The sequence below is a fragment of the Bacillus sp. JZ105 genome, from assembly GCF_053903125.1.
On the sequence record NZ_CP096387.1, the window covers coordinates 3493907 to 3515998 of the forward strand.

General features: G+C 42.0%; 27 protein-coding genes. 12 read left to right on the plus strand and 15 right to left on the minus strand.

All coding sequences use genetic code 11. The features are described from left to right. Positions 1–134 precede the first annotated feature (134 nt). Genes M1D81_RS18010 through M1D81_RS18025 form a run of 4 tightly spaced genes read right to left on the minus strand, consistent with a single transcriptional unit; the run spans position 135 to position 4947 of the window. Complete coding sequence (locus M1D81_RS18010) at positions 135–1217, minus strand: M24 family metallopeptidase (RefSeq protein WP_456266140.1); 1083 nt, start codon at positions 1215–1217, stop codon at positions 135–137. Between the two features lie 12 nt (positions 1218–1229). After that, positions 1230–2741 (minus strand): UDP-glucose--hexose-1-phosphate uridylyltransferase, encoded by a 1512-nt coding sequence (gene galT / locus M1D81_RS18015; protein WP_456266139.1) that lies wholly within the window; start codon positions 2739–2741, stop codon positions 1230–1232. Positions 2742–2776: 35 nt separating this feature from the next. Next, positions 2777–3769, minus strand: coding sequence for a UDP-glucose 4-epimerase GalE (gene galE / locus M1D81_RS18020; RefSeq protein ID WP_456266138.1), 993 nt, complete (start codon positions 3767–3769; stop codon positions 2777–2779). Further along, the gene (locus M1D81_RS18025) at positions 3769–4947 is read right to left on the minus strand and encodes a galactokinase (protein WP_456266137.1); all 1179 of its coding nucleotides are present in this window, start codon (positions 4945–4947) and stop codon (positions 3769–3771) included. The genes galE and M1D81_RS18025 overlap by 1 nt, the downstream gene beginning before the upstream one ends. Before the next feature lie 181 nt (positions 4948–5128). Between M1D81_RS18025 and M1D81_RS18030 the strand changes: the two genes are divergently transcribed. Then, complete coding sequence (locus M1D81_RS18030) at positions 5129–5974, plus strand: AraC family transcriptional regulator (protein WP_024423841.1); 846 nt, start codon at positions 5129–5131, stop codon at positions 5972–5974. A 34-nt stretch (positions 5975–6008) separates the two neighbouring features. Here M1D81_RS18030 and M1D81_RS18035 read toward each other — a convergent pair whose 3' ends face one another. Both M1D81_RS18035 and M1D81_RS18040 read right to left on the minus strand, forming a co-directional pair. Further along, on the minus strand, positions 6009–6266 hold the full coding sequence (locus M1D81_RS18035; RefSeq protein WP_024423842.1) for a hypothetical protein: 258 nt from the start codon (positions 6264–6266) through the stop codon (positions 6009–6011). A gap of 27 nt (positions 6267–6293) precedes the next feature. Then, on the minus strand, positions 6294–6725 hold the full coding sequence (locus tag M1D81_RS18040; RefSeq protein WP_456266136.1) for a GtrA family protein: 432 nt from the start codon (positions 6723–6725) through the stop codon (positions 6294–6296). Positions 6726–7133: 408 nt separating this feature from the next. Between M1D81_RS18040 and M1D81_RS18045 the strand changes: the two genes are divergently transcribed. The 6 genes from M1D81_RS18045 (at position 7134) to M1D81_RS18070 (ending at position 11545) form a co-directional block, all read left to right on the plus strand. Continuing rightward, positions 7134–7274, plus strand: coding sequence for an anti-repressor SinI family protein (locus M1D81_RS18045; protein WP_008345506.1), 141 nt, complete (start codon positions 7134–7136; stop codon positions 7272–7274). A 301-nt stretch (positions 7275–7575) separates the two neighbouring features. Further along, the gene (locus M1D81_RS18050) at positions 7576–8265 is read left to right on the plus strand and encodes a class I SAM-dependent methyltransferase (protein WP_456266135.1); all 690 of its coding nucleotides are present in this window, start codon (positions 7576–7578) and stop codon (positions 8263–8265) included. After that, on the plus strand, positions 8258–8926 hold the full coding sequence (locus M1D81_RS18055) for a glycosyltransferase family protein (protein WP_456266134.1): 669 nt from the start codon (positions 8258–8260) through the stop codon (positions 8924–8926). Before M1D81_RS18050 ends, M1D81_RS18055 begins: the two co-directional genes overlap by 8 nt. A 107-nt stretch (positions 8927–9033) precedes the next feature. After that, positions 9034–9348: a DUF485 domain-containing protein gene (locus M1D81_RS18060; RefSeq protein ID WP_024426432.1), complete on the plus strand. Its 315-nt coding sequence runs from the start codon at positions 9034–9036 to the stop codon at positions 9346–9348. Then, positions 9345–10886 (plus strand): solute symporter family protein, encoded by a 1542-nt coding sequence (locus M1D81_RS18065; protein WP_456266133.1) that lies wholly within the window; start codon positions 9345–9347, stop codon positions 10884–10886. Before M1D81_RS18060 ends, M1D81_RS18065 begins: the two co-directional genes overlap by 4 nt. Before the next feature lie 320 nt (positions 10887–11206). After that, positions 11207–11545, plus strand: a complete 339-nt coding sequence (locus tag M1D81_RS18070; protein ID WP_456270886.1) for a DUF4288 domain-containing protein — start codon at positions 11207–11209, stop codon at positions 11543–11545. Positions 11546–11637: 92 nt separating this feature from the next. Here M1D81_RS18070 and M1D81_RS18075 read toward each other — a convergent pair whose 3' ends face one another. The 4 genes from M1D81_RS18075 to cidR all read right to left on the minus strand — a co-directional run bounded on the left by M1D81_RS18075 (position 11638) and on the right by cidR (position 14411). Continuing rightward, complete coding sequence (locus tag M1D81_RS18075; RefSeq protein WP_456266131.1) at positions 11638–11901, minus strand: hypothetical protein; 264 nt, start codon at positions 11899–11901, stop codon at positions 11638–11640. A gap of 125 nt (positions 11902–12026) precedes the next feature. After that, the gene (gene thiE / locus M1D81_RS18080) at positions 12027–12695 is read right to left on the minus strand and encodes a thiamine phosphate synthase (protein WP_456266130.1); all 669 of its coding nucleotides are present in this window, start codon (positions 12693–12695) and stop codon (positions 12027–12029) included. Further along, positions 12682–13506, minus strand: coding sequence for a hydroxyethylthiazole kinase (gene thiM, locus M1D81_RS18085; RefSeq protein ID WP_456266129.1), 825 nt, complete (start codon positions 13504–13506; stop codon positions 12682–12684). The genes thiE and thiM overlap by 14 nt, the downstream gene beginning before the upstream one ends. A gap of 17 nt (positions 13507–13523) precedes the next feature. Next, positions 13524–14411 carry a cidABC operon transcriptional activator CidR gene (gene cidR / locus M1D81_RS18090; protein WP_456266128.1) on the minus strand — a complete coding sequence of 296 codons (888 nt, stop codon included), beginning with the start codon at positions 14409–14411 and terminating at the stop codon, positions 13524–13526. Between the two features lie 165 nt (positions 14412–14576). On the opposite strand from cidR, the gene M1D81_RS18095 reads away from it, so the two are divergent. Together M1D81_RS18095 and M1D81_RS18100 are read left to right on the plus strand one after the other, a co-directional pair. Then, complete coding sequence (locus tag M1D81_RS18095; RefSeq protein WP_087977835.1) at positions 14577–14960, plus strand: CidA/LrgA family holin-like protein; 384 nt, start codon at positions 14577–14579, stop codon at positions 14958–14960. After that, the gene (locus M1D81_RS18100; RefSeq protein ID WP_456266127.1) at positions 14954–15634 is read left to right on the plus strand and encodes a CidB/LrgB family autolysis modulator; all 681 of its coding nucleotides are present in this window, start codon (positions 14954–14956) and stop codon (positions 15632–15634) included. The genes M1D81_RS18095 and M1D81_RS18100 overlap by 7 nt, the downstream gene beginning before the upstream one ends. Before the next feature lie 36 nt (positions 15635–15670). Here the strand turns inward: M1D81_RS18100 and M1D81_RS18105 are convergent, their stop codons facing one another. Further along, positions 15671–16852, minus strand: a complete 1182-nt coding sequence (locus tag M1D81_RS18105; RefSeq protein WP_456266126.1) for a class I SAM-dependent rRNA methyltransferase — start codon at positions 16850–16852, stop codon at positions 15671–15673. A 116-nt stretch (positions 16853–16968) separates the two neighbouring features. Here M1D81_RS18105 and M1D81_RS18110 point away from each other — a divergent pair, with 116 nt between their 5' ends. After that, entirely contained in the window at positions 16969–17352 is a 384-nt protein-coding gene (locus M1D81_RS18110; RefSeq protein ID WP_024423854.1) for a VOC family protein, read from the plus strand. Between the two features lie 86 nt (positions 17353–17438). Here the strand turns inward: M1D81_RS18110 and M1D81_RS18115 are convergent, their stop codons facing one another. The 3 genes from M1D81_RS18115 to M1D81_RS18125 form a co-directional block, all read right to left on the minus strand. Next, positions 17439–18167 carry an amino acid ABC transporter ATP-binding protein gene (locus tag M1D81_RS18115; protein ID WP_024423855.1) on the minus strand — a complete coding sequence of 243 codons (729 nt, stop codon included), beginning with the start codon at positions 18165–18167 and terminating at the stop codon, positions 17439–17441. Further along, the gene (locus M1D81_RS18120; protein WP_456266125.1) at positions 18164–18808 is read right to left on the minus strand and encodes an amino acid ABC transporter permease; all 645 of its coding nucleotides are present in this window, start codon (positions 18806–18808) and stop codon (positions 18164–18166) included. Before M1D81_RS18120 ends, M1D81_RS18115 begins: the two co-directional genes overlap by 4 nt. Before the next feature lie 70 nt (positions 18809–18878). After that, complete coding sequence (locus M1D81_RS18125) at positions 18879–19643, minus strand: transporter substrate-binding domain-containing protein (protein ID WP_456266124.1); 765 nt, start codon at positions 19641–19643, stop codon at positions 18879–18881. 519 nt (positions 19644–20162) lie between these two features. On the opposite strand from M1D81_RS18125, the gene M1D81_RS18130 reads away from it, so the two are divergent. Then, positions 20163–21248: a Rap family tetratricopeptide repeat protein gene (locus tag M1D81_RS18130; protein WP_456266123.1), complete on the plus strand. Its 1086-nt coding sequence runs from the start codon at positions 20163–20165 to the stop codon at positions 21246–21248. 19 nt (positions 21249–21267) lie between these two features. Further along, on the plus strand, positions 21268–21408 hold the full coding sequence (locus M1D81_RS18135) for a hypothetical protein (protein WP_456266122.1): 141 nt from the start codon (positions 21268–21270) through the stop codon (positions 21406–21408). Positions 21409–21453: 45 nt separating this feature from the next. Here the strand turns inward: M1D81_RS18135 and M1D81_RS18140 are convergent, their stop codons facing one another. Continuing rightward, a complete protein-coding gene (locus M1D81_RS18140; RefSeq protein ID WP_456266121.1) occupies positions 21454–22086 on the minus strand; it encodes a GTP pyrophosphokinase in 633 nt (210 codons plus the stop codon). Positions 22087–22092 lie beyond the last annotated feature (6 nt).

Here is a 22092-nt window from a genome sequence, read left to right on the forward strand (position 1 = left end):
TTATTTTAACGCAAGTTGACAAGAAAAGAAAGTATCGATCCTCTGACTATGCGCTGTAAGAATTGGCAATCATGATGAATATGTGGAATCCCGCTAAATGACTTCCAGCAAAAAACCGGCTCAGCGCCGGCATTTTATTCTTCTCTCACTAAAATATCAGGGCGTCTATAGATGTCCCCTTCATGCTCAACTTCAATGTATGTCCACTTGCCTGTATAGGTTAAAAAGCGGTTCCCCTCTTTCTCTACGACCATCGTATCCTCTGACTTCAATCCAGGCAATGAAGGATTCCAAGTAAATACTTGATGCAGCTGAATTTCTTCCTTCGATGAGGGAACTGCAATGATTTCTCTAGATACAAAGCCCGTTTTCCCCCCTTGATGAAGCTTTTTCCAGCTATCAGGGAAGCCCTCTTTTTCATACTGAGCAATTCCTGCTTTCAATACATCTCCCAATGTCTTGTCTGGGCGCGTGGCGGTATTCATGACCGTGTCAATTCGTGCAAGCCGCTCTTTGTTCTCTTCAAGCTCTTTTGGAAGCTGACCGAAGTAAACCGACCTTGTGACATTCGCCACGAGTCCATGCCGTTCAGCGCAAAGAACAACAAGCGCATGCTTTTGAAGTTTTTTATCTGTCGGAATTGGATGACGGTATTGATGAATCCGGTCATCTGTTGCCACAAGCAGCACTTCTATCGTCATTCCCTGCGCGATTGCTTTTTGAGCCGCAAGCGAAGCAATTTCGTGCTCCGTCTGTCCTGGAACGATTTCTTTACAGACACTCTCTACAATGACCGCTGTTTCATGACAAAGCGTTTCATATTGGCGGAGCTGTGATGCGTTAAGAATGGATCGAACTTGCGACAAATCCGGCTCGATCCATTCGAATCCATCCATTTGAATGTCTGACCCGATCCGTTTGTCTTTTGTGAGTGTTTGAATGTGTGCCGTATCATCCTCAAACCAATCCATCGTTACCACTTGAAAGGGGTGATCAATGTACGCCATCTCTTCTTCAATGATCCGCTTTTCTTCCATTTGATTCACAATGAGGACGATATCGTCTTTTAACACAAGCAGCTTGCACACGCCCTCTGGTGTATTTAACACGATGTGATTTCTTCTTCCTCCTGTCAGCCAGGAGAAGTTATTACGCTTTTGAATCAAGACACCGTCGAGCTGTTTTTCTTCCATTAATGTTCTTACTTGTTCAATCATCTAATCACCTGCCTATATGAGTGTATGAATGAAACGTTTAAAAGCTGTTTTCCCTTGCTCGGTTCTTTTAAACACACCCGCCTGTGAGAGAATACGAGAAAAAATCATGCCGACTTCTTTTTGTAAAATGGCTTCTGTATTGTCCTCTGTAAAGGTGTTCTCTTCAAGCAGACGCTTTGCCCATGTTTCGTGTTTCGTGATAGCAGGGCGGGCTTTGATTTCTTCAAGGGGGTTTTTGGATAAGAGCGCTTCTTTTAATTGACTTAATTCCTCTGCTAATCTACCAGGAAGAACTGCAAGACCCATCACTTCAATTAATCCGATATTCTCTTTTTTAATATGATGGACTTCTTCGTGCGGGTGGAAAATTCCGTCCGGGTGCTGCTTGTTTGTACGATTATTGCGCAGTACTAGATCTAATTCATAGTCATTTCCATGGCGGCGTGCAATGGGTGTAATGGTATTATGCGGCGTCTCTCCTGTATGAGCTAGCAGCTCCACTTCTTCATCTGAGTACATTTTCCACTTGGTTAAGATAAAGTCTGCGGCGTCTGCAAGCGTCTGCCGGCCGCTGCTTCGAAGCCGGATCACAGACATCGGCCATTTCACAATGCCAGCCCTCACATTCGGAAAGGCACTCATGGAAAAGACATCTTCCACCTCCGCTTTCGCCATCGGAAATTCATGCGCACCGCCCTGAAAATGGTCATGACTTAATATACTGCCCCCGACAATCGGAAGGTCGGCGTTCGATCCGATGAAATAGTGCGGGTATAAATATATGAAAGAAAGCAATCGTTCAAAGGTCTTTTTGGTGATGCTCATCGGCTCATGTTCGCCTTTGAACACAATGCAGTGTTCGTTGTAATACACATAAGGTGAAAATTGTAGAAACCAAGATTCATCTGTGAGTGTCACAGGAATAATCCGGTGATTCTGTCTCGCTGGATGGTTGATCCGTCCCCCAAACCCAACGTTTTCTTTACAAAGGAGACAAAGAGGATATTGCTTTTGACTAAGCTTTTTGGCTTCAGCGATTGCTTTTGGGTCCTTTTCCGGCTTCGATAGATTAATTGTGATCTCCAGCACACCATCATCTGTTGGTGTAAACCACTGCACATTTTTGGCGATTCTGCCTGTATGAATATAGTGTGCGTGCTGCTGCATTTCATAGAACCATCTTGTAGCCGCCTCTGGTCCTTCATGCTGGCGTTTCTCTTCAAACTTCGCATAAATGACACTTGGAGGCGCCACCAAGCATCCCATAATTTTCGCATCTAGTAAATCGCGATACGTATCCGTCCCTTCAGGGATAAGGCCAGTCTCTACTGCCCAATCCAGCATCGGCATTAAGATGTCTTCAAGCTCCGCATCCCCTGAGACTGTTCTTGCCTCAGCTTCATCCAGCCCAAGCACCTCAAGCAGCCGATTTCTCGTATAATCGATATCTAGTGGTGTGATCAGCTCTTGACTGATTCCGTATTGAATCAGCTGTTCCAGTTTATCAAAAATATCAACCGCCATTCTCTCTGTCCCCTCTCTTGCCTGCCTGTTATGCGTTATTTACTTTGGTAGCCGTCTGGATGTTTCTGAAACCAATCCCACGCACTTTGAATGATGGTGTGAAGGTCAGCATATTGAGGTGTCCACCCTAATTCTTGCAGCGCTTTTTCAGAAGAAGCAATCAGCTTTGCTGGATCTCCTGCGCGTCTGTCAGCCACCTGTGCTGGGATCGCATGCCCTGTGACGTTTCTAACAGCATCTACTACCTGCTTCACGGAGAAACCTGTGCCATTCCCTAAGTTGTATGTTGCACTTCCTTTTCCAGCGCGCAGACGATCAACAGCTAAGATGTGCGCCTCTACTAAATCCATCACATGTATGTAATCCCTAATACACGTGCCGTCCTCTGTCTCATAATCATCACCGTAAATCATGATCTGATCTCGTTTTCCTAAAGCCACTTGCAGAATGATCGGAATGAGGTGTGTCTCAGGCTGATGATCCTCTCCGACAAGTCCTTCTGTATGAGCGCCAGCTACATTAAAGTAGCGAAGCACGACGTATTTCATTCCATATGCCTGCTCAGACCACTTCAGCATTTTTTCAATGGCTAGTTTCGTTTCTCCATAAGGATTGGTTGGATTCGTCTCATCCGTTTCAACGATCGGCACTCGCTTTGGTTCACCATATGTGGCAGCGGTTGAAGAGAAAACGATGTGTTTCACATCAAATTCATTCATCACCTGAAGTAAGGCTGTCGCTCCTCCAACGTTGTTGTCATAGTACTTTAGCGGGTCTGTTACACTCTCACCGACAAGTGAATCTGCGGCAAAGTGCATCACCGCTTCTATTTGATGTGTTTTGAAAACCTGTCTTAAAAAATCTTGATCTCGTAAATCTCCCTCTTCTAAAACAGCTCCCTTCAAAACAGCTTCTTTGTGGCCTGTCTGCAAATTATCCACTACCACCACTTGTTCACCTTTCGCTAAAAGAGCCGCTACGGCATGACTGCCGATGTACCCTGCTCCCCCGCACACTAAAATTGTCATTACACTTCCTCCTTCGTGAGTTCTCTTGCGCCGCCTCCAATTCCAGCTGTGTAAAAAGAGGCTTGAATGCCCGTCTTCTCTTGATAAATCGCACCCGTTTCTTCTATAAATGATGCCAGCTGATTTTCTTTCACAATACTGATCGTACAGCCGCCAAAACCCGCACCCGTCATACGAGAGCCAATCGTACCAGGATGGAGCCAAGCGGCTTCTGCCAGTGTATCTAGTTCAAATCCAGTCACTTCATAATCATTCTTTAAAGAGAGATGAGAAGCCTTCATGAGGGCGCCTAGCTTTTCAATTTTATCATCTTTCAAAAAATTTATCGCTCTCATCGTCCGCTCGTTTTCTGTCACCACGTGTCTTGCACGTTTGCGGCATGTTTCATCCTGAATCAAGTGGGCACGCTCGGCAAATTCATCTGCCGTGAGCTCACATAAGTGGGCAAGATCGATTTCTTTTCGTAAATCGTTTAAAGCTGATTGACACTCTGACCGGCGTTCATTGTATTTGGAGTCTGCCAGTGTCCGCTTTTTGTTTGTATTGGCAATGACAAGCGCCAGTCCCTCTTGCCGAAACGGACTGTATTGAAAATCAAGGGTATCGCAATTGAGCAAGATGACGTGATCTTCTTTTCCAAGAGCAATTGAAAACTGATCCATGATGCCGCAATTGACGCCAATAAATTCATTTTCTGCACGCTGCGAAAGGAGGGCAAGACGGGCATTTGAAACGCCGAATGAATGCCATTCATTGATGCAGACGGCGGTGACAAGCTCAATCGAAGCAGAGGAAGACAGACCTGCACCATTGGGAATATTGCCGCCGTATACAATGTCAAAGCCTTCTTCGATCTTCATCCCTGCTTCGATAAACTGATGGAACACACCTTTCGGATAATTCGCCCAGCCATCCGACTCTAAGTAAGCGATTTCAGAAAGGTCGAATTCTTTCACACCATCGCCATCAAAGTTCAAGGAATACATTCTCACGCGGCCATCTGACCGCTTTGCACATGCTGCATATGTACCAAGAGTGAGCGCACAAGGGAATACATGACCTCCATTGTAATCTGTATGTTCACCAATCAAGTTCACTCTTCCCGGGGCAAAAAAATAGCGAAGTTCTTCTCTATCCCCAAATTGCTGGTGAAATGCCGTGCGTAACATATCGATCATATCCATTCCCCTTTTCTCTTCTGATACTCTTATTTTAGTTGCCTGAACTGCGTAAGTTCAATGGTAAAAAAATCGTTAAAAAATACCCTTTTTTTGCTGTGAATGGTACGATGTGATATGAGGTGTACCATGATTCAAAATAGAAAAAGGTTGTTTTTTGCTGTGAAGGAGGTTTTCCAATTTGAAGAAGGAAGCATTTGCATTTCGTTTTCACCATTCTGATGTTACATTGCCGGCACAAATATGGTCTGTTGGCTGGGAGGTTCAATCATCTTCGTTATACAGCTGGAATGGCGTGGAGCGGAAGGATCAGGGCAAGTGCATCTTTCAGCTCACACTGTCTGGACATGGCATGATTGAAATCGGACAGAAGCGGTTTAAAGTCTTGCCGGGGCAGGCCTTTCTTGTGAAAAGTCCAAGTGCCTATCAATATTATTTTCCAGAAGACAGTGAGCATTGGGAATTTCTCTATTTGACGCTTTATGGGGAAGCCTGCGATCTTTGCTTTGACCAATTTATTGATCAAGGAAAGCAGGTCATGCGTTTTCATCCTCATTCCAAACCGATCCGCCTGCTGAAGAAAATTTATGATGAAGCCAGTGAAAGACGGATTACCAATCCATTTGAGGGGTCTAGCCTTGCTTATCAATTTGTCATGGAACTGTATTCATATTTGCCAAAGCTTGAGGGACAAATGGAGAAATGGCCTGAGCCCATCGTCCAAGCGGCCTTGTTTGCCAGCCATCATTTTCACGAGGAAATTGGCCCAGACGATATGGCAGCTGCGGCACGTTTATCCAAAAGTCATTTTACGAGGGAATTCAAAAAGGCCACTGGCTTCACACCTATTCACTATTTAACCAATATCCGGTTAGAAAAGGCGGAAACATTATTAAAAACAACGAAATACTCGATTGAAGAAATCGCCATACAGTGCGGCTACCGAAATGCGAATTACTTGAATAAAGTCTTTCGAAAGAAAATCGGCATGTCTCCAAAGCAACTGCGGGAAACAAGCGATGCATAATAAAAAGCAGCCGCTGCATCATTGGCTGCTTCTTTTACGCTTTTGACAGGTCAACATGAATTCTCCCTTGTCTTAAAACAATGGTCATTTGCGTATCAGGGGTCATTAAATTTTCTAAAATGTCCGTTGCTGTTTGAAGCGCAATGTCCATTCGGTTGATCTTTTCCTTTTCTTGTTCCGAAAACGCTTCTGGATGTGCGGTCATTTCCTTGACTAGCCTCAGCACTTGTTCATGCTGCTTTTCTGTTTGTTGATATATGGCATCATATAAGTCGTCTGGCCTGCTGCTCATTTCACATCACCTATCTTTTTTTATGTGTTAAATCGCATCTTCTTTTGTTTTCTTGAAGACGAACCACTTACTGGCGACATAATTGACCACCACAATCACAAAGTTGACGAGAATTTTTGCGACGGTTTCATTGAGCGCCATTTGGCTCACAAATAAAATCATCAGCCCCAGATCTACACCTAGAGACATGAGACGGACACTAAAAAATGAAGAAAGTTCACGCATGAGGCTTTTTCTGTCACGAGCCTTTTGCTTGAAGACATACTTCTTATTGGTGATATAAGCAAAGAGAACAGCAAATACCCATGAAACAACCGTAGCTGTTTTGTAATCCATGGAAAACATCTCAACGAATAAATAGAAGCTGACGATATTGACAATGGTTGTACACACACCCATCACAAGATACATGACAACTTCTTGGTACTTTTGAAAAAGGCTATACATGTCTTTCTTCATTCCTTCTTGGTGGTTTCTGTTTCTTTTAGAATACCATCTTGAGAAGAACTTCCCAAACGAACAATATGTACGTCCTGCAAAGATGAAATTTGTTCTACTCGATGGCAAATGTCATCACAAATGGTTTATATGAGTCAAATGTTTTAGGTCTTTATCATTATTTTAATTTATAATCTTTTAACTGACTTTACAATTGTTTATTATTAGAAGTAAGATTTCAATATTTATGGGTTTTTTAGTCATTTTTTTAGGGACGTGGTAGGTGATAGATTTTACAAAATAGGTTAAATGTCATCATTTTTCGACAAAAATTTATTTTGCGCTGTTTTCAACCACACGTACAGTTACTAGACGGTTTGTTCAAGTCATTGGTTGCAGTGAATATGTCTTATTGAACTGGAGGATATTATGGATACGCAAGTGAAAAGAAGAGTTGACGAAGAGTGGGTTTATTTGATTCAGGAAGCGAAAAAAATTGGACTAGGCATCGAAGAAATACAAGCTTTTTTAACATCCAACGGTGATCAGAAGATGATAAACAAACCGTAAATCAACGCCGTTATCCTTTGTCTTTCAGACTGCTTTGGCTATAAGTTCTGACCTGTCAATTGACCTTTTGAAAATCCTTTCATGACGATACGCTACAATAATTGAACACCTCTCCATACCAATCCCTTCACTCAATGGGGTTCTGTCTTTCTATATTAGGAGGACAGTCCATTTCCTGTTCTTTATATGATACCTTTTTAGCTGCCATTCATGAAAATTGTCCTTCTCTCGTTATAAAACCAAGCTGCCCACCCATATATTAAGCATGAAAACAACGAGAAAGCAGAAAGGTGGGTAGAGCGTGAGTTCAGATTCCCTTTCGTATTATCACCAAAAAAAGGATCAGTATTATCATGGGGTAAACCCGGTCATCGTCAGCCGTATTCGCGCCGAATGGACGTCTTTATTGGATATCGGATGCGGCACAGGCAAGCTTGGAAAAGTCCTGAAACAAAAGAGCAGAACCATTTATGGCATTGAGTCATTTGAAGATGCAGCAAAAGAGGCTGAGCAAGAGCTGGATCATGTTCTCTGCGGAAATATTGAACAAATGCCTCTCCCTTATCAACATGAACAATTTGACTGCATTATTTTCGGAGACGTCCTCGAGCATTTATTGGACCCTTGGGCCGTTTTAAAAAAGGTGAAACCCTTCCTTAAAAAAGAGGGTGTCATTCTGTCATCTATTCCAAATGTCGGCCATATTTCAACGGTTTTAGAATTACTAGCCGGCAGATTTACTTATACAGATGCAGGGTTAATGGATCAAACACATTTACGTTTCTTTACCCTTCACGAAATACATGCACTCTTTCATTCAGCAGGTTTTCGCATTCGCGAATTCGAGGCCATTCGCGTACAGCATCCTTCCTATGCAGGCGTGTTGAATGATCTACATGAATTACTCATGAAACACGGCATTCGTTCTGATTTTCACGAGACCGCTACAGCCTATCAATATGTGGTCGAGGCGGTGCCATTTCATGAGTAATCCGACGATCCTGTTTGTTTTATGTGTGAATGATGAATCGATGTTTCAAACTTGCTTCCGGCAGCTCGCTTCACTTCCGGCCCCTCATGGATACCATGTGGAGGTCTTACCAATCAGACAGGCATCAAGTATGACCTCTGCATACAATGAAGCCATCACTCATCCAGCTCAGTTTAAAATTTATCTTCATCAGGATACCTTGATTGTTAAACAGCAGATGCTGCTTGAACTCATCCCGCTTTTTTTACAACATCCATCACTTGGCATGGTTGGCGTGATTGGTGCTGAAAACGTGCCTGATAATGGAATTTGGTGGGAGAGTTCTGATTGCAGGGGAAAAGTCATTGAATATCGTCACGACACCTATCAGCTGCTTTCGTTTGAAAGAGACCGTCAGCAGCCCGAAGCGCAAGATTATATCCAAGCTGCAGCCATTGATGGTCTCTTCATGGCAACACAATACGATGTGAAGTGGCGTGAGGACCTCTTTGACGGCTTTCATTTTTATGATATCTCGCAGTCCTTTGAATTCACTCAGAAGGGCTATGAAGTCGGGATTGCAAAACAAGAAGAGCCTTGGTGTATTCATAAATGCGGAGATCATTTTGACGCAGAAGCATATGAAAAAGCGAGAGAACAATTTCTTGCAAATTATCGATAGAAAGCACCCTTTTCGGGTGCCTTTTTTATGATATACTGTCATAAACAGCCAGATCGTCTCATATGCATTGGAGTACCTTGTCCCTAATTCGTACAAAGGAGGAAACAATGGCAGACAAAAAAGTTCATTATAAGAAGGTTGCCGCTTCAGAGGATTTTCGAAAACTTCTTGAGGAAAAACGCAGATTTATCGTACCGATGACGATTTTCTTTTTTCTTTTTTACTTTTCACTTCCGGTTGCTACATCCTACTTCACCTTTTTGAACACGCCGGCAATTGGCGCAATCTCATGGGCTTGGTTATTCGCCCTCACTCAATTTGTCATGACCTGGGTTTTATGTGGACTTTATGCGAAAAAAGCAGCTAAGTTCGACAATTATGTAAGCGCTTTAAAAACTGAATTAAGAGGTGATGACGAATGAGCATGACCGCTTTTATTTTGTTCGTAGCGATCGTAGGTCTCACATTGGTCATCACATATTTTGCTGCGAAAAAAACAAGCAATGCGAGTGATTTTTACACAGCAGGCGGAGGTCTGACTGGGTTTCAAAACGGCCTTGCCATTGCTGGAGACTATATGTCTGCTGCATCATTTTTAGGGATTGCTGGAATGATCGCGTTAAACGGATTTGACGGCTTTTTCTATAGCATTGGTTTCCTAGTAGCGTATCTTGTCGTTCTTTACGTTGTGGCTGAACCGCTTCGAAATCTGGGGAAATATACGATGGCCGATATGATCGCTGCACGTTTTAAGCGTCCTGCTATTCGAGGAGTTGCTGCCTTTAATACCATTACAGTCTCTACTTTTTATATGATTGCACAGCTCGTTGGAGCAGGTGCATTAATCAAGCTGCTTCTTGGCATTGATTACTGGATCGCGGTGCTGATCGTGGGTATCCTGATGACCATTTATGTCGTGTTTGGCGGCATGATTGCGACCAGCTGGGTACAGATCACAAAGGCTGTGCTTCTCATGCTTGGGACGTTAATTATTTCTCTTCTTGTGTTTGCAAAATTTGATTTTAGTCTGCTGAAGATGTTTGAACAGATGAAAACTGCAACCCCGCTCGGCGAATCGTTTCTTCACCCGGGAAATAAATATGATGTGCCTTTAGAAACCCTGTCTCTTAACCTCGCCTTAGTGCTTGGGACAGCAGGCTTGCCACATATTTTGATCCGTTTTTATACAGTAAAAGATGCCATTTCTGCGCGAAAATCGGTTCTTTCTGCTACTTGGATCATCGGGATTTTTTATTTAATGACGGTTTTCCTTGGCTTCGGTGCAGCTGCCTTTGTTGGAACAGAAGCGATCACAGCAGCAGATGCAGCCGGAAATATGGCCGCACCTCTTCTGGCACAAGCCCTTGGAGGAGATTTATTATTTGCCTTTGTTTCCGCTATCGCCTTTGCGACCATATTGGCAGTGGTGACTGGTCTTGTTTTATCCGCCGCGTCTGCTTTTGCCCATGACTTTTATAGTCAGATTATCCGCAAAGGAAAAGCGAGTGAGCGGGAGCAGGTGAAGGCGGCACGCTTTGCTTCAATCGGCGTGGCGATTCTCTCTATCATTCTTGCATTATTTGCCCAGTCCTTAAACGTCGCTTTTCTTGTGTCTCTTGCCTTCGCAGTGGCGGCGAGCGCAAATTTACCTTTAATTATCTTCACTGTTTTTTGGAAACGATTTAACTCTACGGGTGCCATCGCAGGAAGCTTAACAGGCCTTCTGAGCGCACTGATCATCGTCTCGCTCAGCCCAAGCGTCTGGGACCCATCAGGAGCAGCCATCTTCACAGGAGAGCCGCTTATCCCGCTGTCGAACCCTGGGATTATCTCGATTCCACTTGGGTTCCTTGCCGCCTACTTAGGCACGATATTCTCTTCTGAAAAAGCAGATGAAGACACCTTTACGGAAATTCAAGTAAAGGCACATACAGGCATGCATATGGATACTGATTCATAAGGAAAAGCCGGCTGCTCAGCCGGCTTTATTTGTGTTCTTCTGTTCAAATCTCAGTAAGGTATAAATTGGCTTTTTAATTTATTTTTATACTTCTCTAATCTGGCAATTCTTCTAAACGTGATTAGAGAGCAGCATGTAATGAGGATTAACAGAATTTCATGAACTTCCCCTCTGTTATCAACCACACTCTTCATTCCTATCCCTCCCTGTAATGAATCTATTTATAGTTATGTATTCCCTGCAAGATGTCATTCTTATGTTATCATGTTATACACATACTGGAAATTATTTAAAACGACACGAAAGAAGTAGGATGACATATGCAAAGCATGTATTCTGCAAAATTATTATTCGAATCTATCTCATCACCAAGCAGTATACCTGATAAAATCTTTGAAGAACGAATTGTCTTGTTAAAAGCTAAAAACCAACGTCAAGTGAAGGAAATAATCAATCAAGGCTTCCCAGAAGAAACCTATGATAATGCAGAAGGTGGACAAACTAACATAAGATTAGCAGCCATCCTAGATATCTTTGAGCTTGTAGATCACTTAGAGCAAGAATCACTGCACTTGAGTGAAGTGTACAGCCGACACCTTATTTTTGATAAAGAAACATCTGTTCAAGAAGCCATTGAGGCATATCCTCTAGACAAATAAAAAACCGGCTGCTCAGCCGGCTTTTTAATAGCGCTGGATTAACCATGGGGTTTTCAGAACATTTTTTAAATAAACGACCTTCCCTTGGTCGTTCAGCTCTGCGATATTAATTCCTTCTGCTGTATAGACACGGTCATCCGAAAGCTTTCCGCAAACGGCCCAGTTTGTTTCATACTTTCATCTTCTCTTTTCATCCACCCGTCCCACATATGCTTAATGTCATCATGTACGTGGAAAAATGTGTTCAAAAATTGTGTGAACGCTTGGATACCAGGCTTTTGAGCGCCATTTAAGACAATCATGACATCGTCTGAAAACAATGCCAGCCATTTGCTCCTGCCCTCTCCCTGCTTCATCCCTTTTATTTACCTGTTATTTTGAAAATAATCGAACATATCATTGCACACACTTGTTTCTCTCCTGTCTATTTTCCCCGGCATAAGAAAAGACATGAATTGATTCAATCCATATCTTCTTCAGATTAAAGAGATGCTTTTTCTGCTTCAACAAGTGATTTCAGCTCATCTGCTGCTTTTTTTGGATCGGCGCTCTGGCTAATAGCACTAATGATGCTCACACCATCTGCGCCAGCTTGTATCACTGGTGCAGCGTTATCGTATGTGATCCCTCCAATTCCTACAATCGGAATTTGAAGGCCATGACGGCGGACTTCAGTGATCAAAGACACACCCTGAACACTGCGTGTATCCTTTTTCGTTTCCGTTGGATAGACTGGGCCCATCCCGACATAATCTGCTCCGTCCTTCATGGCTTGTTTTACTTCATCTAGGTTATGCGTCGACACGCCTAATATTTTATTCCCGATCCTTTGTCTGACGTCTTTTGCGTTTGTGTCTTCCTGTCCAACATGAACGCCATCTGCATCAAGATCAATCGCTAGCTGTACATCATCATTCACAATAAAAGGAACATTTGCTTCTTGGCAAAGCGCTTGAATTTGACGAGCCAATTGTTTCTTCTCATCACCCTGCAAAGCTTTTTCACCCTTTTCACGAAATTGAAACATGGTGATTCCACCTTGAATGGCCTCTTTCACAACATCAAGCGGATGCCTCGGTGTATTCGCTGTTCCCATAATAAAATAAACCGATAATTGCTGTTTGATTTGCTGTTGATCAGCCTTTGTCATGTGAAACTCCCCCTATGTTCCCTAACGTCAGCACATCATCTCCGGTTGTGTGTGATAGTGCGTTTAACAATTCAATTTGAAAAGTTCCCGGTCCTTTATCCTTTGCGCTCAGAGCTGCCCTTTCAGCGGCGACTCCATAAAACAGCAATGCAGCGGCCGACGCATGAAGCGGCTGTTCACCTGCTGCACAAAAAGCCCCGATGACAGACGTCAGCAAACAGCCGGTTCCCGTCACCTTGGTGAGCCATTCATGTCCATTATGAATGGACAGCACCTCATCTCCATCTGACACCACATCGACTTTTCCTGTGATTACCACTATTGTCTGAAGTGCAATGGACGCTTGTTTGGCTAATACCGATACATCTCCACCCGCCGCTTTCGCATCAACGCCTTTTGACTCCCAGCCATCCACTCCAAGTAAATGAGCCACTTCAGCAGCATTTCCTCTGACAACGGTCATTTTCACTTGCTCTAACAGCTGTTTAACGGCATTCGCTCGAAACGTTGTCGCACCAACGCCGACAGGATCTAACAAAACAGGTACACCTTTTTCATTGGCAGCTTGTCCAGCAAGTATCATAGCTTCCACCGTCTCTCTGGTCAGTGTGCCAATATTAAGCACAAGTGCATCCGCTAATCGCGCCATTTCAGCCACTTCTTCTTTGGCGTTTGCCATGACTGGCGAAGCACCTAAAGCAAGCAGTCCATTCGCTGTAAAATTCGTCACAACTTGATTGGTGATATTATGAACAAGTGGATTTTTTTCTCGAACCTTCTCCAATAAATGAGACGCGCAGCTTGTTTTCACCCGTATCGTCCTCCCTTTTACTCTGCATCCCACACGTAGGATTTCGTATGCTTTAACCATTCTCTTGCCGCAAACGACAAATAACGGTCTTTTCGCCAAATGACACCTAAATGCCACGGAATCAACGGGTTTAGGGAAATGACCTTTACCTTTTCAGGATCAAGATCACGGCAGATTCGTTCCGGCAGAAGGCCAATCCCTAAGTTTTCAGCTACCATTTCTCTAATGAAATCCCACTGAGACGTTTCATAAATGACATTTGGCCGAAATCCCGCATTCATACATTCATTCAAAATCCGGCTGTGCAGAACAAAATCTTCTCTAAAGAAAATAAAAGACTCTTTCCTTAAATCAGCTAAATGTACCTCCTCACGATCAGCCATCGGATGGGATGGATGCGTCACGAGCTTCATGTTCTCTTTAATAATGGTGTACGTATAAAAGATTTTATCATTTACAGGCAGAACAATGACACCAATATCAAGCGATCCATCCTCGACTCCTTCCTCTACTTTAATGGAGCCGTGCTCGACCAATTGAAATGTGACATCTGGGTATTGCTGGCGGAATTCTCCCATGACATTCGGGAAGAAACTTGACCCAATCATCGGCGGCAGTCCGATTCGAATATGCCCTTTTTTTACATTCATTAAATCATTTAATTCGCTCGTTAAATTCTGAAATGACTGTGTAATTTCACTCGCCTGTGTATACATGGTTTGGCCAGCATCTGTCATTTCAACTTGCCGGCCATTGCGGTAAAACAACTGCACCCCCAGCTCATCCTCCAGGTTTTTGACCATCTTGGAAATGGTCGGCTGCGATACGTAAAGGGACTGTGATGCTTTCGTGAAGCTCTTTAACCTTGCCACTTCTAAGAAATATGTTAAATGTCTGATGTCCACATGCTTCACCCTTCCTATAGACAAAAGGAATAATCACTATTCGATATATGTATTTTACCTATAACTGAACGTGCTGTACACTTTAAAGTAAGCTGATCACTTGGAACGTTGTCATGTTTTTGTGAAACACTGAACAATTTATATAGAAAAAGGAGTGAACAGAAAGTGAAAGTGCTCAAAACGCCGCTGATTGCTGCCCTTCAGATTATGGTCTTGTTTATTTTTGCGAAATTCATGAATGTGCTGGCGGCCTTTTTGCATTTAAGAATTCCGGGCACGATCTTAGGCATTCTTGTCATTTTCTTATTACTTCATTTTAAGATCATTCAATTAAAATGGATAGAACTTGGCGCCGTATGGCTGCTCGGAGAACTGCTGCTTTTCTTTATTCCATCAGCAGTTGGTGTCATTGATTATGGAAAACTGCTTTCTCAATCTGGCACAAGTATTGTCCTTGTCGTCTTAATTAGTACGTTTGTGGTCATGCTCTCAACTGGTATCATGACGCAAATGATTGCGAAACGAAAGGAGCGGAAAAAACTATGTTAGTTGGCGGACTATTTCTGATTTTAACAGTTCTTTTATATCTCGGATCAAAAGCGGTGTACAAACGACATCCGAAGGTCTATGTCTCCCCCTTACTTGTGACTCCGCTTGTCCTTGTCGCCTTGCTGTTAACCGTCGACATTCCTTACGATGCTTACAATGAGGGCGGGAAATGGCTCACAAATATGCTGCAGCCTGCGACTGTTGCTTTTGCCATTCCTTTATATAAGTATTTTCATATCCTGAAGAAGCATGCAGTAGAAATCATTTTGAATGTGGCTTGCGGCTCTGTCATTGCGATCTTGTCAACAGCATTTATTGCCAAGTTGTTTCATCTGGACACAGGCCTTATTGAGAGCCTTGTCCCAAGATCGGTCACAACACCTATAGCAATGAGTGTGTCAGAAATGATCGGCGGCATGCCGTCCGTTACGGCTGTGTTTGTCATTTTAACCGCACTGTTTGGATCGATTATCGGTCCAATGGTGATCCGTTACTTCCGCATCGATAATGACATTGCCATGGGCGTCCTGCTTGGAACGGGTGCACACGGTGCAGGAACATCGAAGGCCTTTGAAATGAGCTCCGTCTCAGGGACGATCTCAAGTGTATCGATGATTATTTCAGCCATTATTACATTATGTGCAGCGCCTATCCTTATGTCGTTTGCCTTATAAAAAAAGCCATTTTCCAATATGGGAAATGGCTTTTTCTTATGCTTGTATGAAGACAACCTTTAAATAGTTTCCTTCGGGATAATTCTTCGTTGTACGAAAATCCTCGGGAAGTGTATATTCTTCAAGTATCCGATAGCTTTGCCCTGATTCTTTAAAAGCCTGCGCAATAAACCCTTTAAATTTCTTCATGCCAAATGCACTGCTATTCGTTGATGCCACAATGACGCCGTTCTCAGCTGTGATTTGGATGGCTTCTTTTAATAGTTTCTTATAATCCTTCGCCGCACTGAATGTGTGCTTTTTCGTTCGTGCAAAGGAAGGCGGGTCTAAGATGACGAGATCATAGGTCCAGCCTTTTTTCGCTGCAAACGGAAAATATTTAAAGACATCCATGACTTTGATCTCCTGTCCGTCCACATCAATATCATTGACTTCAAACTGCTCAGATGTTTTTTTCAGGCTGCGGTTTGCAACATCCACACTTGTCGTATGGCTCGCTCCACCAAGCGCAGCTGCCACTGAGAAAGCGCCTGTGTAAGAAAACGTATTGAGCACAGTCTTTCCTTTTGCATAACGATCTCGGATCGCTTTTCTCACATGACGCTGATCAAGGAAAATACCCGTCATCGCGCCATCATTTAAGTAAACCGCCACGTTCATGCCGTTTTCTTTCACGATGAGAGGAAATTCACCTTTCTCTCCCTTCACAAAATCATCGTCTTCTATATACTGTCCAGACGTATCAAATCGTTTCTTTTCATAAATGCCTTTATAGTCTGGATATACGTGCTCAAGTGCAGCCAATACATCTTCCTTTAATGTATAGACTCCTTGACTATACCATTGGATGAGATAGAACCCGTCATAATGATCAATCGTGACGCCGCCAATTCCATCCCCTTCTCCGTTGAATACACGGAAAGCAGTCGTCTGTGCATCACGAAATAAATGCGTTCTGCTTTTCGCTGCCTGCTCAAGCCTAGAGACAAAGAAAGCTTGATCTATTTTTTCGTTCGCATCAAAGGTTAGTACCCAGCCGATTCCTTTATTTTGTACACCATAATACCCTTTTCCTAAAAAAGCGCCCCGCTCATCTACCCATTCAATGAGCTCGCCTTCCCGTACACCGTTCACATGCGATACTGCATCTTTGGAAATGAGCGGATATCCTTTTTTCACTTGTTCCGCAAATGTTTGTTTTAATGAGATTTTTTTCATTTGTGTCATCCTTATCCTAAATTGACTCTCTCTATCCTACCATATGAATGTATACGTTACTTCTATTATGATAAGATGAGGAGAAAAATATCAACTGACATAAGGAGGCACTTCGTTTGACGACATTACGCTTAGATCATACAGGTATTATGGTTTCGAATATCGATCAGTCGATTGATTTTTATGAAAAAGTGGTGGGCATGAAATTAAAGGACCGCATCACTCATACAAATGGAGTGATTGAGCTTGCATTTCTCGGGTTTAAAGATGAAACAGAAACGGAAATTGAGCTCATCCAAGGCTACAGCAGTGACCTGCCATCTGAAGGGAAGGTCCATCATCTCGCTTTCACAACAGACAATATTCATGCTGAATTCAATCGTATTCAAAAGCTGCAAATTGAATTAATTGATGAAGAAATCACGACATTACCAAATGGATATTGCTACTTCTTTTTCAGAGGCCCAGACCAAGAATGGATCGAATTCTTCCAGCGCTAATATTTCCTAGGAAATGGGGCCGCTAAATCCCTCCCGTTTATTCATAAAGAAAAAGAGTAAGAGCATATCCATGCCCTTACTCTTTTTTATAACACCTTACTAAGAAATGATTTTGTACGCTCATGCTGCGGGTTCCCAAAGAGAGCTTCCGGTTTGTCTTCCTCGACAATATATCCGCCATCCATAAAGATGACACGATCTCCTACTTCTCTTGCAAAGCCCATTTCATGTGTGACCACAATCATTGTCATGCCTTCGACAGCTAATTGTTTCATTACAGCTAATACATCCCCCACAACCTCAGGATCAAGAGCCGATGTTGGCTCATCGAATAATAGTACTTTCGGGTCCATTGCCAAGGCTCTTGCAATGGCGACACGCTGTTTTTGGCCACCAGATAATTGGTTAGGAAAGCTTTGAGCTTTGTCTTTTAAGCCGACTTTTTCAAGTAAGTCTAACGCTTTTTCGACTGCTGCCTTCTTCTCGATGCCTTTTACCTTGATCGGTGCAATCGTGATATTTTCTAAAACGGTTTTATGAGGGAATAAATTAAAGTGCTGAAACACCATGCCTACTTCTTGTCGTACTTTATTGATATTTACTTTTGGGTCTGTAATCGTGTGTCCGTGGACAACGACTTCTCCAGCCGTGATATCTTCTAATTTATTGAGGCATCTTAGAAACGTGCTTTTCCCTGATCCAGAAGGACCAATGACACACACTACTTCCTTTTCCTCGATGACTGCGTTAATATCCTTTAACACTTCGTGATCGCCAAAGGATTTCTTTAAGTTTTTCACCGTAATCATACTCATTTGATATCAAATCTCCTTTCTGCGTAGCTAGCCAGTAGAGAAAGTAAATAAATGATCACGAAATAAATGACACCGACAATCAGCCAGACATTCAAAGGATCAAATGTAGCCGATGCTTGAACTTGCCCTCGCTGCATAATATCGGCAATCCCGATAATAGATAAGAGAGATGTATCCTTCAAGCTGATGATGGCCTGGTTTGTAATCGCTGGGAGCATGCGGCGGAAGGCCTGCGGCAGGACGATAAAGCGCATGTTTTGCCCCCCTGTAAAGCCTAAAGAACGCGCAGCTTCTGTTTGTCCTTTATCAATAGACTGAATCCCTGCACGAATAATTTCTGAGAAATAAGCCCCTGCATTAATTGCTACTGTAATAATCCCTGCGGGCACTCGATTAAGCGAAATGAATTCAAGTGTATTCAAACCAAAATAAATGAAGAATAGCTGTACGATAAATGGTGTACCTCGAATGGCATTCACAAAAACGAGTGCGATGAAATTTAAAATTTTAAATGGTGACAGACGGAATAATGCCACAATTAACCCGATGATAAACCCTAAAATGATGGCAACAACAAAGATATATAAAGTGGTTTGCAAACCATCCATTAAATACGGAAATGCATTAATAATAGTATCCAAGTTTCTCCCTCCCTAATTCACATACGGCTCACACATAAAGAAAGCGCGCTCGGAGCGCGCCTCGCTTGTGTTATGACTTCAAATATTTATCAATAATTTTGTCATATTCACCGTTTTTCTTTAGGTTCTCAAGGCCTTTATTGATCTTCTTCAATAGGTCTTGGTTTTTCCCCTTCATAACAGAGATACCATACTGGTCTCCATTCAAGCGGTCTCCAACTGTTTTCAATTTTAAATCTTGTTGTGCGATCGCATATGTAATGACAGGATAATCCTCAATTAAGGCATCTGCATTTCCGTTTGATACTTCTTGGAACATAGATGGGCTGTCATTAAATTGAACGACTTCATACCCATATTTATCTGCGTTATCAGCTGCGAACTTGGCACCAGTCGTCCCGTTTTTAACAGCCAGCTTTTTCCCCTTTAAGTCATTAATCAATTTGATGCTGCTGTCCTTTTTCACAACAACTGTCAGCCCAGCGTCGAAGTAAGGATCTGAGAAATCTACTTTCTTCTTGCGCTCATCTGTAATGCTCATCCCGCCCATTCCAACATCAAGCTGTCCTGCCTGCATCGCTGGAATGATGCCTGAGAAGTCCATGGCTTCAAGCTCCACTTTGAAACCTTGGTCTTTCGCGATTGCATTAATTAAATCAACGTCTATTCCTTCATATTGACCACCCTTTTCAAATTCAAATGGCGGATAAGTTGTATCTATGCCAATTTTATATGTGCCTTTGCCTTCTCCCGAACCACTGCCTGATTTTGATCCACAGGCTGCCATGACAAGCACAACAATTAGTCCCATGATCAATAACATCGATTTCTTCATAAAACACGACCCCCATTGTCAGTTTTGTCTAAATATTCGCAATAACAATAATACTATACCACGCTAAATCTATAGTGTGTGATATTTTTTATCAATACCAAAGATCCATACAATTCTAGATCAATAGTCTCTTTAAATTTTACTTTTTTGCGAATAACTCATTTTATTCTAAAAGAAGAGTCATTCACAATTATGGTGTGAGATAATCTCACAAAAAACAAGGCAGTGCTTTGATAAATGATGTTTCTCTCTTGCATATGAAAGCAAACTCAACAACTTGCTTCCTCTCTATATTGATATTGTAATATATTTTTTTCAAAACCCTCTTTTTACCTAAAATTATGTAAGCGCATACAAAAAGAGCCGCGTCTCCCTATTTCTTTCACTACTGGTTGAATTTACATCAAAAAACATGTTTTACAAACTGCACGAGAGAGCTTAAAATATAAGAAGATACTGGAATATGGGAAGTTGATTCAGAAGAACGGATATTGATAGATGAAGAAAGGAGGATATGAATTGGCCGAAGCAGGTGTTTTGTCGTCCGTTGATGTAGCGAATATGCTCAATGATTGGTATGTCATGATGAAAAAAAGAGAGATCCAAGGTGCTATCCAGTTAAAAGAAGACATTCTTCAAGCGTTTGATCGAATGGAAGAAAATCAAGACGTCTTACTTTACTATCAACTGCTAGAGTACCGTTTTAAAGATCTAATAGAAGATACAGCTTCGTTAGATCATAGTCTTTTTGTTGATGAAAATGCCATCCGTACGGATGATATGCTAAGCTATTATTTCTATTTCTTTAAAGGGATGTATGAAATGCGCAGAGGCAATCAGGATACGGCATTTCACCATTTAAAATTGGCCGAGAATAAATTAGATCTCGTGCACGATGACATTGAAAAAGCCGAATTTCATTATAAAACAGGGTGTCTTTACTATAATATTAGGTCCACGCTTCTCTCCATCCGCCACTTAAAGATGGCTTCATCTATTTACGACGCAGATCCATGTTATGTCAAAAAATCAATCAGCTGTCAAATGATGCTTGCTTTGAATTATGCGGATCAGTCGAAATATGATGAGGCAGAATCGCTGTTCGAAGAAGTCATTCATTCACTAGAACAGTTGGAAGATCCAGATTTACTTGGACATGCCTATTGCAATGCAGCCTTTATTAAAAGTCTAAGAAATGAATACAGTGAAGCTGTGCCACTCCTAGAAAAGGCTTTAATGATAGAATCATTCGAAACTTCTTCTCCAGGCGGCTATTTACTTGCCATGTACGCCTACACAAAAGCACTATTTAAGCTGAAAAAGCCAGGTTTGTTCCACTATTATGTACAGCTTTCACTTCAAAAAGCAGAAAATTTAAAACAACGAAACATTTCACTTAAATTATCCATTTTAGAAACACTTATGATTCAGCCAGACAACATGATTGAGCAAATCAAGGCTTATTGCGATCAATTAGAATCAATGAATTTCCTTGTTGACCTTGAAGCTATTTGTCAGGATGCAGCAGCTTACTTGACGGATCTGGCGCTTCATGAAGAATCCTCTTATTTTAGAAACAAGGCGTTGTCCTTGAAAACTTGTTAAGAAAATGGAGTGATGTATGATGAAAAAATGGATCATCACAAGTGCGGTTTTAACCCTCTTGATAACAGGTGTTTCTGTTAGTACTTCCATTCAAAAAGACAGCCAATCTGCACAATCTCAAGATATTATTCAACAGAGAGACCGCGGAACCAACCCTTAATATGAAAAAAAGCAGCTGTGATCAAAACAGCTGCTTTTTGATGTGCTAATCAATTTCTCGTTTAATATTCTGCATTTTTTCATCTAAGTAATTGGCAATATCTGCGGCTTCCTTCAGTTCATCAGTCAGCTGATGAGGAACATCGTTTTGCAGTTTATAATAGATTTTATGCTCTAGACTCGCCCAAAAATCCATCGCAATGGTCCGTACCTGAATCTCAACTTTCACATGCTCCACACGATTTGTTAAGTAGACAGGTATCTCAACAATTAAATGAAGGCTTCTGTAGCCATTTGGTTTCGGATGTTGAATGTAGTCCTTCACTTCAAGGATCTTTAAATCCTCTCTTTGCCTCAATACATCCATAATATTATAGATATCTTGAATAAAAGAACAGATGATGCGGACACCTGCGATATCATGGATATGTTCCTTGGCACATTGTGTCGTGATGTCGCATCCTTTTCTTGCTAGTTTATTCACTATACTTTCAAAGGATTTAATTCGTGATTTTGTATGCTCTATTGGGTTGTGTCCATGGATTAAATTATACTCCTGGCTGATAATTGAAAACTTTGTATCCATTTCATCTAACGCAAATTTATATACTAGTAGTTCATTTTTCCAGTCTTCCATGACATTTTTCAAATCTTCTACATGAGTTGCTGACATATTCATTTTCTT

Bases quoted from the DNA above. Each gene is read 5' to 3' on its own strand.
- M1D81_RS18010 (WP_456266140.1), bottom strand. From the start codon at position 1,217: ATGATTGAACAAGTAAGAACATTAATGGAAGAAAAACAGCTCGACGGT.
- galT (WP_456266139.1), bottom strand. From the start codon at position 2,741: ATGGCGGTTGATATTTTTGATAAACTGGAACAGCTGATTCAATACGGA.
- galE (WP_456266138.1), bottom strand. From the start codon at position 3,769: ATGACAATTTTAGTGTGCGGGGGAGCAGGGTACATCGGCAGTCATGCC.
- M1D81_RS18025 (WP_456266137.1), bottom strand. From the start codon at position 4,947: ATGATCGATATGTTACGCACGGCATTTCACCAGCAATTTGGGGATAGA.
- M1D81_RS18035 (WP_024423842.1), bottom strand. From the start codon at position 6,266: ATGAGCAGCAGGCCAGACGACTTATATGATGCCATATATCAACAAACA.
- M1D81_RS18040 (WP_456266136.1), bottom strand. From the start codon at position 6,725: ATGAAGAAAGACATGTATAGCCTTTTTCAAAAGTACCAAGAAGTTGTC.
- M1D81_RS18045 (WP_008345506.1), top strand. From the start codon at position 7,134: ATGGATACGCAAGTGAAAAGAAGAGTTGACGAAGAGTGGGTTTATTTG.
- M1D81_RS18055 (WP_456266134.1), top strand. From the start codon at position 8,258: ATGAGTAATCCGACGATCCTGTTTGTTTTATGTGTGAATGATGAATCG.
- M1D81_RS18060 (WP_024426432.1), top strand. From the start codon at position 9,034: ATGGCAGACAAAAAAGTTCATTATAAGAAGGTTGCCGCTTCAGAGGAT.
- M1D81_RS18065 (WP_456266133.1), top strand. From the start codon at position 9,345: ATGAGCATGACCGCTTTTATTTTGTTCGTAGCGATCGTAGGTCTCACA.
- M1D81_RS18070 (WP_456270886.1), top strand. From the start codon at position 11,207: ATGCAAAGCATGTATTCTGCAAAATTATTATTCGAATCTATCTCATCA.
- M1D81_RS18075 (WP_456266131.1), bottom strand. From the start codon at position 11,901: ATGAAGCAGGGAGAGGGCAGGAGCAAATGGCTGGCATTGTTTTCAGAC.
- thiE (WP_456266130.1), bottom strand. From the start codon at position 12,695: ATGACAAAGGCTGATCAACAGCAAATCAAACAGCAATTATCGGTTTAT.
- M1D81_RS18100 (WP_456266127.1), top strand. From the start codon at position 14,954: ATGTTAGTTGGCGGACTATTTCTGATTTTAACAGTTCTTTTATATCTC.
- M1D81_RS18105 (WP_456266126.1), bottom strand. From the start codon at position 16,852: ATGAAAAAAATCTCATTAAAACAAACATTTGCGGAACAAGTGAAAAAA.
- M1D81_RS18115 (WP_024423855.1), bottom strand. From the start codon at position 18,167: ATGAGTATGATTACGGTGAAAAACTTAAAGAAATCCTTTGGCGATCAC.
- M1D81_RS18125 (WP_456266124.1), bottom strand. From the start codon at position 19,643: ATGAAGAAATCGATGTTATTGATCATGGGACTAATTGTTGTGCTTGTC.
- M1D81_RS18135 (WP_456266122.1), top strand. From the start codon at position 21,268: ATGAAAAAATGGATCATCACAAGTGCGGTTTTAACCCTCTTGATAACA.
- M1D81_RS18140 (WP_456266121.1), bottom strand. From the start codon at position 22,086: ATGAATATGTCAGCAACTCATGTAGAAGATTTGAAAAATGTCATGGAA.